This window comes from Tritonibacter mobilis F1926, from assembly GCF_000376545.2.
Taxonomy (GTDB): Bacteria; Pseudomonadota; Alphaproteobacteria; order Rhodobacterales; family Rhodobacteraceae; genus Epibacterium; species Epibacterium mobile.
The window spans coordinates 2,789,946-2,802,289 of the sequence record NZ_CP015230.1 but is presented as its reverse complement, the minus strand read 5'-3'; the positions used below and the strand labels follow the sequence as shown (position 1 = coordinate 2,802,289).

The 12,344-nt window shown below is 60.0% G+C and carries 12 protein-coding genes and 1 riboswitch; of the genes, 4 read left to right on the top strand and 8 right to left on the bottom strand.

Annotated features, from left to right (window positions below; translation table 11 throughout):
- Positions 1 to 82 precede the first annotated feature (82 nt).
- Genes bhcC through bhcA form a run of 3 tightly spaced genes read right to left on the bottom strand, consistent with a single transcriptional unit; the run spans position 83 to position 3,447 of the window.
- Positions 83 to 1,246, bottom strand: a complete 1,164-nt coding sequence (gene bhcC / locus K529_RS13215) for a 3-hydroxy-D-aspartate aldolase BhcC (protein WP_005670256.1) — start codon at positions 1,244 to 1,246, stop codon at positions 83 to 85.
- A gap of 45 nt (positions 1,247 to 1,291) precedes the next feature.
- A complete protein-coding gene (gene bhcB / locus K529_RS13210) occupies positions 1,292 to 2,257 on the bottom strand; it encodes a beta-hydroxyaspartate dehydratase BhcB (RefSeq protein WP_005670254.1) in 966 nt (321 codons plus the stop codon).
- Entirely contained in the window at positions 2,257 to 3,447 is a 1,191-nt protein-coding gene (bhcA, locus tag K529_RS13205) for an L-aspartate--glyoxylate aminotransferase BhcA (protein WP_046002050.1), read from the bottom strand. The genes bhcB and bhcA overlap by 1 nt, the downstream gene beginning before the upstream one ends.
- Positions 3,448 to 3,615: 168 nt before the next feature.
- Here bhcA and bhcR point away from each other — a divergent pair, with 168 nt between their 5' ends.
- Together bhcR and K529_RS13195 are read left to right on the top strand one after the other, a co-directional pair.
- Positions 3,616 to 4,455 (top strand): HTH-type transcriptional regulator BhcR, encoded by an 840-nt coding sequence (gene bhcR, locus K529_RS13200; RefSeq protein ID WP_005628101.1) that lies wholly within the window; start codon positions 3,616 to 3,618, stop codon positions 4,453 to 4,455.
- 194 nt (positions 4,456 to 4,649) lie between these two features.
- Positions 4,650 to 5,561: a PRC-barrel domain-containing protein gene (locus tag K529_RS13195; protein ID WP_005628104.1), complete on the top strand. Its 912-nt coding sequence runs from the start codon at positions 4,650 to 4,652 to the stop codon at positions 5,559 to 5,561.
- A 109-nt stretch (positions 5,562 to 5,670) separates the two neighbouring features.
- On the opposite strand, the gene K529_RS13190 is transcribed toward K529_RS13195, so the two are convergent.
- The 5 genes from K529_RS13190 to K529_RS13170 all read right to left on the bottom strand — a co-directional run bounded on the left by K529_RS13190 (position 5,671) and on the right by K529_RS13170 (position 9,623).
- Positions 5,671 to 6,213, bottom strand: a complete 543-nt coding sequence (locus tag K529_RS13190) for a CHAP domain-containing protein (protein ID WP_005628107.1) — start codon at positions 6,211 to 6,213, stop codon at positions 5,671 to 5,673.
- Positions 6,214 to 6,383: 170 nt separating this feature from the next.
- A complete protein-coding gene (locus tag K529_RS13185; RefSeq protein WP_005628110.1) occupies positions 6,384 to 6,806 on the bottom strand; it encodes a pseudoazurin in 423 nt (140 codons plus the stop codon).
- Positions 6,807 to 6,817: 11 nt separating this feature from the next.
- Positions 6,818 to 7,579, bottom strand: coding sequence for an ABC transporter ATP-binding protein (locus tag K529_RS13180; RefSeq protein ID WP_005628113.1), 762 nt, complete (start codon positions 7,577 to 7,579; stop codon positions 6,818 to 6,820).
- Positions 7,576 to 8,616 (bottom strand): FecCD family ABC transporter permease, encoded by a 1,041-nt coding sequence (locus tag K529_RS13175; RefSeq protein ID WP_005628115.1) that lies wholly within the window; start codon positions 8,614 to 8,616, stop codon positions 7,576 to 7,578. The genes K529_RS13180 and K529_RS13175 overlap by 4 nt, the downstream gene beginning before the upstream one ends.
- Entirely contained in the window at positions 8,616 to 9,623 is a 1,008-nt protein-coding gene (locus K529_RS13170; protein WP_005628117.1) for an ABC transporter substrate-binding protein, read from the bottom strand. The genes K529_RS13175 and K529_RS13170 overlap by 1 nt, the downstream gene beginning before the upstream one ends.
- A 171-nt stretch (positions 9,624 to 9,794) precedes the next feature.
- A riboswitch (cobalamin riboswitch) is annotated at positions 9,795 to 9,986 on the bottom strand.
- A gap of 201 nt (positions 9,987 to 10,187) precedes the next feature.
- On the opposite strand from K529_RS13170, the gene K529_RS13165 reads away from it, so the two are divergent.
- Both K529_RS13165 and doeB read left to right on the top strand, forming a co-directional pair.
- Positions 10,188 to 11,207 carry a GlxA family transcriptional regulator gene (locus K529_RS13165; protein ID WP_005628121.1) on the top strand — a complete coding sequence of 340 codons (1,020 nt, stop codon included), beginning with the start codon at positions 10,188 to 10,190 and terminating at the stop codon, positions 11,205 to 11,207.
- Positions 11,208 to 11,350: 143 nt separating this feature from the next.
- On the top strand, positions 11,351 to 12,343 hold the full coding sequence (doeB, locus tag K529_RS13160) for a N(2)-acetyl-L-2,4-diaminobutanoate deacetylase DoeB (protein ID WP_005628124.1): 993 nt from the start codon (positions 11,351 to 11,353) through the stop codon (positions 12,341 to 12,343).
- Position 12,344: the final 1 nt, after the last annotated feature.

Below are 12,344 nucleotides of genomic sequence, written 5' to 3'. Positions count from 1 at the left end.
GCGCGGCCCATTCATCTGGGCCGCGAGGCAAATAAAAAGCTGGCGGAGGGCGGTGATGCGCACCTCCGCCAGTTGGGGGGGGTCAGTAGGCTTTGCCGCGGGCCGATACCGGCCAGAGGGTCTCGACCTTGCCGCCACGCACGCCAACGTACCAGTCGTGCACATTGGCGGTGGGGTCGCAGTGGCCCGGCACCAGCTTCAGCTTCTCGCCCACCTTGAGCACGCCATCAGGGTCGGCAATCACGCCGTGCTCGTCGGAGCATTTGACGTATTCCACATCGGTGCGGCCAAAGATGAAGGGTAGACCGCTGTCCACCGATTGCGCCTTCAGGCCCGCGTCGCAGATCGCCGTGTCGGCTTTTGCGTGGCTCATCACCTGGGTCAGGATGAAGAACGCGTTTTCCCATTCGCCCTGATCGATCCGGTTGCCATCCTGATCAAGGATGCGGCCATAGTCGGCGTCCATGAACGCATAGGAACCACACTGCAATTCGTTATAAACACCCGAGTTAGACTCGAAATAATAAGAGCCTGTACCACCACCAGAGACTAATTCAGGCGCGAGGCCTGCCGCTTTCAGACCCTCGACCGCATCCGCAACCTGTGCGATGGCGATGTCGAGTTTCTCTTTGCGGCCCTCGTAGCTGTCGATGTGCTGCATGGCGCCCTGATAGGCTTGGATGCCGGTGAACTTCAGGCCCGCTGCCGCATCGATGGCCTGCGCGATCTCGACCACGGCTTCGGTGGTGGTGACACCGCAACGCCCCGCGCCGCAGTCGATCTCAACAAAGCACTCGATCTCGGTGCCGTGCTTTTGTGCGCCCGCCGACAGATCCGCCACATTGGCCAGATCATCGACGCAGACAATCGTGCGCGCGCCAAGCTTTGGCAGCCGGGCCAGACGATCGATCTTGGCCGTGTCCCGCACCTGATTAGAGACTAATATGTCCTTTATGCCACCACGGGCGAAGACTTCGGCCTCCGACACTTTCTGGCAGCAGACACCCACCGCGCCGCCCAGGGATTCCTGTAGCTTGGCCACATCCACCGATTTGTGCATCTTGCCGTGCACGCGATGCCGCATGCCATGCGCCTTGGCATAGTCGCCCATCTTCTTGATGTTGCGCTCCAGTGCATCCAGATCCAGCACAAGGCAAGGTGTCTGAATATCGGCTTCGTCCATGCCGGGCAGGGCCGGTACGTCAAAGCCCACTTCAAGATTTTCGAAATTTGCGGGTGCATTCATTGGGGTTACTCCCATATTAGAGTCTATTTAGGGAAACACAGGGTCTCAAAGCGTCCATGGCAGGCGGTCGAGATCGACATTGCCACCGGTCAAAACGATCCCGACGCGTTTGCCGCGAAAGGTCTCGGGGTTCTTCAGGATCGTCGCGAGGGGCACCGCCGAAGAGGGCTCCATCACCACGCGCAGGTGCTTCCAGATCAGCTTCATCGCGTCGATGATTTCGGGGTCCGATGCGGTCAGGATGTCGGACACATGGTTCGACACAAAATGCCAGGTCAGATCCTTGAGCGGCACCAGCAGCCCGTCGGCGATGGTCTTGGGCGCATCATCAGCGATGATGTAGCCCGCCTTGAAGCTGCGGTAGGCGTCATCGGCCTGCTCGGGCTCGGCGGCGATGATCTTGGTCTCGGGTGCCAGCGTCGACAGCGTCAGGCAGGTGCCGGAGATCATGCCGCCGCCGCCGATAGGCGCGAGCACGAGGTCCAGCCCATCGGTTTGTTCCACGAACTCCTTCGCGCAGGTGCCCTGGCCCGCGATCACTCGAGGGTCGTTGTAGGGATGCACAAAATCGCCGCCCGTCTCGGCCTGCACGCGGGCAAAGGTTTCCTCGCGCGAGGAGGTCGAGGGCTCGCATTCGGTGATCTTGCCACCATAGCGGCGGACGGTGTCCTTCTTGGCTTGCGGCGCGGTGCGCGGCATCACCACGTTGCAGGGAATGCCCCGCAACATCGCCGCATAGGACAGACAGGAGGCATGGTTGCCGCTGGAATGCGTCGCCACGCCCTTGGCTGCCTGCGCTGCGTCCAGACCAAACACCGCGTTGCTGGCTCCGCGCACTTTGAACGCGCCCGGCTCTTGAAAGTTCTCACACTTAAAAAACAGCTCCGCGCCGGTCAGTTCGTTCAGATAGGCCGAAGTGCGGATCGGCGTGCGGCGGATGTGCGGCGCAATCCGCTCATGCGCCGCCAGCATGTCCTCATAGGTGGGGATATACATTTGCGTATCTTTCATCACGCGGCATCCTGCTGCGCCGAGGCCGCATTGCCGCGATAATACTCCTGCGCAGCCGCAACACCGGAGCCGAGCCGGATATCAAGGCCAAGGTCGACCATGCACATCTCGGCGGTGGCGATCCCGGAGAGCGCCATCACATCGGTCAGGCTGCCGAGGTGGCCGATGCGGAACACCTTGCCCGCGACCTCGCCCAGACCCACGCCAAAGGCGACGCCGTATTTGTCGGCGGCATGGGTGACGATATCGGTGGCGTTGAACCCTTCGGGCGTGCGGATGGCGCTGACAGTGTCGGAATAGACCTCCGGCGACGCAGCGCAGAGCTCCAGCCCCCAGGCGCCGACCGCAGCGCGCACCCCTTCGGCGATGCGGTGGTGGCGGGCAAAGACGTTTTCCAGTCCCTCAGCCAGCAGCATTTTGCAGGATTCATTGAGCCCATTCATCAGACCCACGGCGGGCGTGTAGGGGTAGGCGTTGTTGGCATAGCCCTTGGCCATGTCATGCACGTCAAAGAAGGTGCGCGGCAGCTGGGCGGTCTTGGTCGCCTCCATCGCCTTGGGGCTGAAACCGACGATGGCGAGGCCAGCACTCAGCATGAAGCCCTTTTGCGAACCGGTGACGGCCACGTCAACGCCCCATTCGTCCATGCGAAAATCCATCGAGGCGATGGAACTGACGCCATCAACAAACAGCAGCGCCGGGTGGCCAGCGGCATCCAACGCGCGGCGCACCGCGGCAATGTCGGATTTCACGCCCGTGGCAGTCTCGTTGTGGGTGGCCAGAACCGCCTTGATCTTGTGGGCTTTATCAGCGCTCAGGATCTCCTCGTAGCGGTCGGCGGGCAGGCCCGCGCCCCAAGGGGTCTCGACGATCTGCACATCAAGCCCGTGGCGCTGGCACATGTCGATCCAGCGGTGGCTGAACATACCGTTGCGCGCCGCCAGCACGGTATCGCCCGCCGACAGCGTGTTGCTCAGCGCGGTTTCCCAGCCGCCGGTGCCGGAGGAGGGGAAGATGAAAACTTCGGCGGAGGTGCTTTTCAGAACCTTGCGCACGCCGTCGCGGGCCGGATGCAGGATCTGACCAAACAGCGGCGAGCGGTGGTCGATCGTCGGCATGTCGCAGGCCTTGCGCAGGCTCTCGGGGATGTTGGTCGGACCCGGGATGAAAACGGGATTTTGAAAGCTCATGGAATGTCTCCTTCCGTCGTTGAGACACCCTAGGCCGGACCCGCTAGCGATGAAATTTTTTTGAAATCGTTTTTCGAAAATAGGAATGTTTGGAAATATCGTTCCTTGTCAGGTGCTTGAGTTTTTCATATCGTGAATTTGAATTTCGCGTAGTGCCGGAGGGATCTTATGGATTCGCAAGAAAATGCTCCTAAAGCCACCCGACGGGCGCGTGGACGCCCGCGCGATTGGCATGACAAGACGGCGCAAAACACCATCAAATCGCTCGACCGGGCGATGGAGGTGTTTGAATTTCTCAGCGAAGCGCAGGGCAAGCCGCTCACCATGATTGCCGAGGAGATGGGCCAGTCGCCCGCCACCGTCTACCGCATCCTGGTGACGCTCGAAGGACGCGGGCTGGTGGAGTTCGATACCGAGGAGCAGCTCTGGCACATCGGTGCGCGGGCTTTTGTGATCGGTGCGCGGTTCCTGCGCCGCACCAGTCTGGTGGATCGCGCCCGCCCGATCCTGCGAAAGCTGATGGAGGAAACGGGCGAGACCGCCAACCTCGGGATCGAGAAGGAGGGCCATGTGCTGTTTCTCAGCCAGGTGGAGACCCACGCCAGCATCCGCGCCTTCTTCCCACCCGGCACCCTGTCGCAGATGCATACGTCGGGCATCGGCAAGGCGCTCTTGGCGCAGATGGAGTCCAGTCGCTTGGACCGGCTACTGGCGACCACCCGGCTGGAGGCCTTTACCGATCACACCATCACCGATCATGAGGCGCTGAAACAGGATCTGGCGACGATCCGTGCGCAGGGTTTTGCGGTCGACAATGAGGAAAAGAACGCGGGCATGCGCTGTATTGCGGCACCGGTGTTCGACATGAACCGAGAGGCCATCGCGGGGATCTCCGTTTCTGGTCCGACCAGCCGGATCAGCGCGCAAGAAATCAGCCAGTTGAGCCGCCCCGTAATCGAGGCAGCGCGCGCTTTGACCCTGGCCATTGGCGGGGATGTTACGCCCTGATGGGCACATCCTGCGCGTGTGCCGTTGGGGTGCGTCGCGGAGGCTATGACGGCGCGATCATTCAGGCCTTTCACAAAGGGCGGGATCAAAATTTTCTGACAAACCTCAAAAAACACAGGAACAATTTCTCCGGTGCTCTCGTTGTGTGGCTGTAAGCGGCCGCAACTGAATACACTCAAATGAGGAGAGTACTGATGAAAAACCTTCTGATCTCTACCGCCCTGCTGACTGCCACTTCTACCATGGCGTTTGCGGATGATCACAAGTTTATGGCCGAAGCTGATCCGATGGCGATCCAAGCCTCCGAGTTCATTGGCCAGCGCATCTACACCACCAGCACCGAGGTCAACACTGAGGGCTATGAAGGTGTGCAGAAAGATTGGGAAGACATCGGCGAAGTGCATGACATCGTGCTGAGCCGCGACGGCAACATCCAGTCCGTTCTGGTTGATATCGGGGGGTTCCTCGGCATCGGTGAACGTCAGGTCGCCGTCGACATGGATGCTCTGAAAATGGTGTCCGACAGCGCCACCGCAGAAGATGACGCGGACTATTTCTTGGTGATGCAGGCGGAAGTGGCTGAGTTGGAGAATGCACCAGCTTATGAGCACACCGCGATGAACGATCTCGGCAATCGTGCAGAGCAAGCGGTAGATAACACCGCGACTGCAGTGGAAAACACAGCCGAGGACCTTGAGAACTCCGCCCAAGCCGCCGCAGACAATGTTGGCGAAGCAGTGAACGATGCGACCGCTGAGGTCAAAGAGACCACTGCCGAGGTCAAGAGCGAGATGGGCGAGATGCAGCGCGAGGGCTTTGAAACCGTGCAGGGTGATAAGCTCACCGCCGAAATGCTGACCGGTGCCCGCGCTTATGATGCCAAGGACGAATGGATGGGCGAGGTGTCTGACCTCGTGATGAACGACAAGGGTGAAATCACCCATGCCATCGTCGATGTGGGCGGCTTCCTCGGTATCGGTGAAAAGCCGGTAAAGCTGGACCTGAACCAGATCGAAGTTCTGCATGAGACCGGCGGTGACGAAGTTCGTGTCTATCTGCCGATGACCGAAGACAAGCTGAAGGGCATGGATGCCTACGAAGGGTAAGCCCGCGCTTGGTTAGTGAGTAGTGATGGCACCCTTGCCATCTGTTGACGAAAAAGGCCCGCCAGTTTCTGGCGGGCCTTCTCTCTGTTCTGCCGGAATAGCCCAGCGATCAGGAATTGGGGCGGATGAACCCGTTGATCGGGTAGACGCTGCCAAATGAGCCGGGGTTGCTTTCCACACGCACACGCGACCAGTCGTTTTTGTCGGAAACGTCAATCACGGCCATCCCAAGCGATACTTTGTTGCGGTGCCAGTTGGCATGATCGACCCGCAGCATGCGGTCATCAACGACTTCAGAGACCACCGCAACATGGCCAAGCGGCATAGATGGCGTGGCGCTGAATGCCATGACGGCGCCCACAGAGGGAGATTTGCCAACATCAAACAGGCCCTGCGCCTGTTTCCACCATGTCCGCGCATTGCCGCGAATTTCCACACCGGAGAGATTGCGCGCAAAAGGCACACACCAGACGCGCGCTCCACGGGACCGCAGGCTCTCTGCCTCGCGCATCGCAAAGGCACGGCGGGTTGGGTCGATCTGACTATCATCGCCAACGGGCGCATCGCCACAGGCGCTCAGGCCCAGAGCCGCGATAAGAAGAATTCCACTAACAATCGGTTTCAGGCGGAGGGTGCGGGCAATGGTCTGCAAGGGAATCTCTGGCGTTGTTTCTGACGTTCGTGAAGCGCCGTAACATTCTGTCAAAAACCCGTGTGTGCCAATACGCCTGTTGCGCGGTGGCAGATTCTTGCCAATGGCTCAGAAAACATGGAACAATTTCGCCCCCCCCTCCCGACTTAATATCGAGATGGGTGCCAATATCACTGGGCGTCCACAGCGAGAATGTCGTGGAATCGCTGCATCGCGCGTTTTGGCAAATTCTCGGGCAACTCCTGTGCGACGGCCACGTCGCCCACATCAATCACCATCACCATTCCCATCGCAAAATGCGGCGAACATTTGATGCCGTAGCGCCCGCTCTCGGTCAGGATCACGGTGAAGTCCTCGTTGATCTTGCTTTTGAAAGGTGTTGCACCTTCGGGGATCATTCCGTCAATCGTTGCCGCGTTATGACTGGGTTGCGTGGGGATGAACCGCACACTGTCCCCCGGGGCAATCTGTAAATACTCGGGCTGATAGATCATCGCACCTTGTTCGTTGCGATTGAACATCTGCACCTCGTGGGTCTCGGCAATCAGAGGCGAAGCCATCATGGCAGCTGCAAAAACCATGTGAAATTTCATATCGTTAAGTCCTATAGGCAATGAAAGCGAAGAATGGTGGAGTCATCGGTTGGATCAAAGAGCGGCGTTGCGCGGATGCGGAAAACCTCAGCCAACCGATCCGGCGTCAACACCTCTGCGGGCGGGCCACAGGCGATCAGTCGCCCGGATTGCATTACCCCGACCCGATCACAGTTCATCGCTTGATTGAGATCATGAAGCGCCATCACAATGGTAATCGGAAGACGGCTGACCAATTGCAGGAGCGTCATTTGGTGATGAATGTCGAGGTGGTTGGTCGGCTCATCCAGGATCAGCAATCGCGGGCGCTGGGCAAGGGCGCGCGCGATCTGAACCCTCTGGCGTTCACCACCCGAAAGGGTCGCCCAGGCCTGATCGACCATATCCGCCATGTCCACGGCCTGCAGTGCGTCCATCACGATGGAGCGATCATGATCATCAAACGGAGAGAGGGCCGAGAGCCAGGGCGTGCGTCCCAATTCCACAACATCGCGGACCGTCAGTCGCTCGGAGGTGTCCGCGATCTGCTCCACAAAGGCGATGCTCTGCGCGATCTCGCGCCGGGACAGATTCGCGAGGGGGCGGTCGTCCAGATGCACCGTGCCCTTGCCGCGCTTGGCAAGCCCCGCCAGCAGCTTTAGCAAGGTCGACTTTCCAGATCCGTTCGGGCCGATCAGGCCAAACGTCTCTCCCGGTTCAATCTGCACAGAGACATCTTCGACGATTGCTCTGGAGCCTGCGCGCCAACCCAGTGATGTGGCGGTCAGTTTCATACCCGACTCCGATTGTGAATGAGGATCAGCGCAAAGCCGGGCGCGCCCACCAATGCGGTGACCACCCCGATGGGCACCACCTGTCCGGGGATCAACACGCGTGATGCGATATCGGCGGCGATCAGGAACACCGCACCTGCAAGGGCAGTCGCTGGCACCAGCCGCACATGGCGCGGTCCCACAACGTAGCGCATGGCATGCGGGATCACGAGACCGACAAAACCGATGGACCCCACAAGGCTCACCATGGCGGCGGTCATCAGTGTCACAGCTCCGATCAGGGCGATTTGCACCCGGCGCACCGGTATGCCCAACGCGGCCGCCGAGGTCGCACCAAAGGAAAACGCATCCATGGCTCGGGCGAACCAAAGGCAGACGAAAAACCCTAAAACCGCTGTAGGCACCGCGAGTGACACATCCGGCCAGCGCACACCAGACAGGTTCCCGAGCAGCCAGAACATGATCCCGCGGGCCTGTTCGGCATTTGCCGACTTGGCGATCAGAAAAGACGTGACCGCATTGAATAATTGCGACCCGGCTATCCCGGCAAGAACCAGTTGTGCGGGGCCACCCCCGGCGGCGCGCGCCAATAATGATACAACACCAAAGGCCAATGCCGCGCCGATAAAAGAACCTGTCGAGATCCCCAAGAGACCGCCGCCGACTCCTAAGACAGTCACGGTAACCGCTCCGGCGCCAGCCCCGGCTGAGACACCAAGCAAATAAGGATCGGCCAGCGCATTGCGCACCAGCGATTGCAGCACCACGCCCGAAAGCGCCAGCCCGGCGCCGCAGGCTGCCGCGACCAAGGTCCGGGGGAGCCGGTAGCTCCAGATGATACCGGCATCAATGGGATCGATTACATAGCCTGCATCCCACAGGTTATTGGCAAGCGCCGCCGCCACCGTGGGGATAGGTAGCGGCGTCTCTCCAATAATGACGCCAGCCAGAATGGCCAGCGTCAAGACGGCAATCCCCGGCACGCCCCACAGCGTGACACGTCGATGCAGGGGGCGGGTGAGTACCGCGTCGCTCATCACTGATCCAATGCGGGCAGTGCTTCGGCCAGCGTTTCCAGCGCCGAGATATTGCGGATCGAGGGATCCATCGCATGGGCATCAAGGATCACGATACGGTCATTTTTCACCGCATCCATCTGGCTGGCAACCGGATCGGTGCGCAGGAACTCCAGCTTTTTCTCAACATCGTCGGCCTCAAAGCGGCGGCGTTCCATACGGGCGACCACAATCACCGACGGATTGGCGCGCGCGATGGTTTCCCAGCTGACGGTCGGCCATTCCTCATTGCTTTCGATGACGTTCCGCAGGCCGAGGGCCTCCATCATGTAGGCGGGTGCGCCAGCTTGCCCGGCGACATAAGGGTCGATGTCCATCTCCGCCGAGGAGAACCAGAACACCGCAGAGCTATCAGTCAGATCAAGCGCCTTGGCGGTCTCGATCGCGGCGGTTTCGCGGGCTTTGAGGCTCGCTACCAGCTCTGTGCCGCGCTCGGGAATATTGAATATCTGCGCCATTTCTTCGATGCCGCGATAGACGCTGCTCATTTCATACATCTCAAGGCGGGTGCCATCGGACCCCTTGGTGTTGTCTTTGCCCACACAATCGGCAGGCAGGACGTAGGTCGGGATGCCAAGGTCAGAGAATTGCTCGCGCGTGGCAACGATACCCTGCGGGCCGACATGCCACTCATACTGAACGCTCACCAGACCGGGGCGCTTGGCAACAACGTTCTCAAAACTGGGATCATTGTCCGCAAGACGCTCAACCCCGGCGTTCAGTTCTTCAAATTCGGGGAGCACCTTGGTGAACCAGACCGAAGTGCCGGTGACCTTTTCGCCCAGACCCAGCGCGTACAGAACCTCTGTTGCGGCCTGACCAACGGTCACCGTTGTTTCGGGGGCTTTGTCAAAGGTGACTTCCGATCCGCAATTTTCGAGCGTGAGCGGATAGGTGGTGTCAGCCTGCGCGGCAAGGCCAAGACCGGTGGCGCAAAGAGCGCTCGCCAGAAGGAATTTCGGATACATGGATCAACTCCGGTATGTGATGGACCCGGAGAAAGAGAGGATATGCCGCTTCAGAACTGGACCACCGACCGGACGGCAATGGCCCGTATCCTTGATCTGGCTATGATCCGCGTCAACTTTGCTGCTGACAACGTGCATTCGACACCTCCTCAGACACCCCGTCCGAGCCAAGTTGCAAAACAGATGTCGGCAGGTCTCCTGACTGGCGTTTCATCGTGTCGGCGGGCCTTCCCACAGCCAAGGCTGCAGTGGCAGTTCGCCGACGCTCCGCGCCTACAGTTGCGGGGGCAGTTCCGGTTCACCAAAGAATGGTGGCGGATTCCCTATTATTTCCAAATGGAAACCGACGCGCGATTGTTAAGGAGGATCTTAGCGTTCGGCAATAGCCTTTCCCACCGTCCCTCGGGCAGGGGCAAACGCACGCCCAAAAGATCCCGCCGTGTCGCCAGCCCAGCAGAGCGAGCGTCTGAACCAGCGTGATCCTGCGGTGACGCATTGCTGCGAGAAAGCGGCTCGAGATGACTTGTGGAGGTGCTCCCGAGCCGGGTAGGGTCTTGATCCAATATGAACGCAAATCCCACGCCCTCAACTCCCAGCGCACCGCCCGACGCCAGCGGTGAAAACCCGCGATTGACGGTTGAGATTTTTGTGCAGCCGGGGTTTTCGCATATCGAGCTGTCCTCGATCCTTGCGGTGTTTGAGGCCGCAAATGCGCTGGAAGCAGGCACATGGTTTTCATGGCGGATCACCTCTGACAGTCCGGGTGTCGTGACGGGCACTGCGGGAATGATGATCCGGGCGGAACCGGCAATTGGGCTGCAATATCTGCAAGATGTGCTCTTTGTCATCGGCGGGCGCAACTGCAGCGGCGGCAGCTGGCTGGCGCGTGCGCGTGCAATGCAAAAGCTGCGTCGCCCGGCCTTTTTGCTGTCAGATGCGGCAACCGCCTATATCCGTCGGTCCGCGCCCTTGTCGGGTCCGGCCACAACCCATTGGCAAGATCTGCGCGCGCTGCGGGAGGCCGGAGAATACCCAACGCTCACAGATCGCTTGGTGGAGGATAACGCAGGTCTCCTGACCTCTGCCGGGGGCGGTTACAGTGCCGAATTGGTGGTGCGCTACCTGTCGCAGATCCTCGCACCGCAACATTGCGCCGAACTGGCAAGCGTGCTGATGATCGACACCGCACGGGGCTATTCTGGTGAACAGCCCCAAGGGGCTGCCCGCAATACCAACCTCCTTGAGGCCCGTTTGGTACGTGCCATGGCCATCATGGAAGAGTTCATCGAACATCCGCTCCCCACGGCTGAGATTGCCGAGCGTGCCGGGATCTCTGTGCGCCATCTGGAACGGTTGTTCCTGACGCATCTCAACACCACCCCGGCCAAGCACTACATGCAGTTGCGGCTGAAACTGGCCAACAAGCTCATCACGGACACGAACCTTCCCATCGCAGAGATTGCCTTTGCCAGTGGCTTTGCCTCGTCAACATCGCTCTCTCGTGCGTATCGGCGTGAGTACAACATGACCCCCTATCAGGTGCGCGCGCGCGACCGTGCGGGGGCGGGGCTGCGCTCCGACTAGGGAGAGCGCAACAACCTGCGCGAATGGCACGAGCGCACACAAGGCTTTGAATTCCGGCTCAGCCTTCGTATTGGTGACATAGAGAGAGGCCCCGCAATTGAGGCGAAGGGTGCTCCATTCCCGACAGGCAAAAGGACAAGGCGATGAAAGACAATCCGATCTCTCCGACGATTCCACTGGATCAGGACGGTGTGCACCACGGGTTTCTAAAGCTGCCTTACAGCCGGGATGACAGCGCGTGGGGGTCCGTGATGATCCCGATCACGGTGATCCAGAACGGCACGGGCAAAACCGCGCTTTTGACCGGAGCCAACCACGGCGACGAATATGAAGGCCCCGTGGCGCTGCAAGAGCTTGCCGCCACCACCCGCGCCGAGGATGTCACCGGGCGGCTGATTATCGTGCCCTATTTCAACTATCCTGCCTTTCGCGCCAGCGCGCGCACCTCGCCCATCGATCGGGGCAACCTGAACCGCGCGTTTCCGGGCCGCCCCGATGGCACGGTCACTGAAAAGATTGCCGATTATTTCCAACGCACCCTCCTGCCGATGGCGGATGTGGCGGTGGATTTTCACTCTGGCGGCAAAACGCTGGATTTTGTGCCCTTCGCTGCAGCGCATATCCTTGAGGACAAGGGCCTTCAGGAGGCCTGCTACGCCGCGATGCAGGCCTTTAACGCGCCTTACTCCGTGCAACTTTTAGAGATCGACAGCGAAGGCATGTACGACACCGCAGTTGAGGACATGGGCAAGGTTCTGGTTACAACAGAGTTGGGCGGCGGCGGCATGTCCACCGCGCGCAGCAATGCCATCGCCAAGAAAGGCCTGCGCAATGTGTTGATCCATTTCGGAATTTTTCAGGGCGAGATGCAGATTGATCCTTCGCTGACGCTCGATATGCCGGATGGGGATTGTTTCCTGTTCAGCGAGCACGACGGTCTTTTTGAGATCATGGTCGACCTTGGCGATCATGTGCAAAAGGGCGATGTGGTCGCCCGCGTCTGGTCGCCCGACCGCACCGGGCAGGCCCCCGTGGAATACCGCGCCCGCCGCAGTGGCGTGCTGATCAGCCGCCATTTCCCCGGCATGATAAAACCCGGTGACTGCGCCGCCGTGATCGGTGTGGTCGAGGGCTGAC

Excerpts from the sequence above, each read along its gene's own strand:
- bhcC (WP_005670256.1), bottom strand. The coding sequence starts at position 1,246 with ATGAATGCACCCGCAAATTTCGAAAATCTTGAAGTGGGCTTTGACGTA.
- bhcB (WP_005670254.1), bottom strand. The coding sequence starts at position 2,257 with ATGAAAGATACGCAAATGTATATCCCCACCTATGAGGACATGCTGGCG.
- bhcA (WP_046002050.1), bottom strand. The coding sequence starts at position 3,447 with ATGAGCTTTCAAAATCCCGTTTTCATCCCGGGTCCGACCAACATCCCC.
- bhcR (WP_005628101.1), top strand. The coding sequence starts at position 3,616 with ATGGATTCGCAAGAAAATGCTCCTAAAGCCACCCGACGGGCGCGTGGA.
- K529_RS13195 (WP_005628104.1), top strand. The coding sequence starts at position 4,650 with ATGAAAAACCTTCTGATCTCTACCGCCCTGCTGACTGCCACTTCTACC.
- K529_RS13185 (WP_005628110.1), bottom strand. The coding sequence starts at position 6,806 with ATGAAATTTCACATGGTTTTTGCAGCTGCCATGATGGCTTCGCCTCTG.
- K529_RS13180 (WP_005628113.1), bottom strand. The coding sequence starts at position 7,579 with ATGAAACTGACCGCCACATCACTGGGTTGGCGCGCAGGCTCCAGAGCA.
- K529_RS13175 (WP_005628115.1), bottom strand. The coding sequence starts at position 8,616 with ATGAGCGACGCGGTACTCACCCGCCCCCTGCATCGACGTGTCACGCTG.
- K529_RS13170 (WP_005628117.1), bottom strand. The coding sequence starts at position 9,623 with ATGTATCCGAAATTCCTTCTGGCGAGCGCTCTTTGCGCCACCGGTCTT.
- K529_RS13165 (WP_005628121.1), top strand. The coding sequence starts at position 10,188 with ATGAACGCAAATCCCACGCCCTCAACTCCCAGCGCACCGCCCGACGCC.
- doeB (WP_005628124.1), top strand. The coding sequence starts at position 11,351 with ATGAAAGACAATCCGATCTCTCCGACGATTCCACTGGATCAGGACGGT.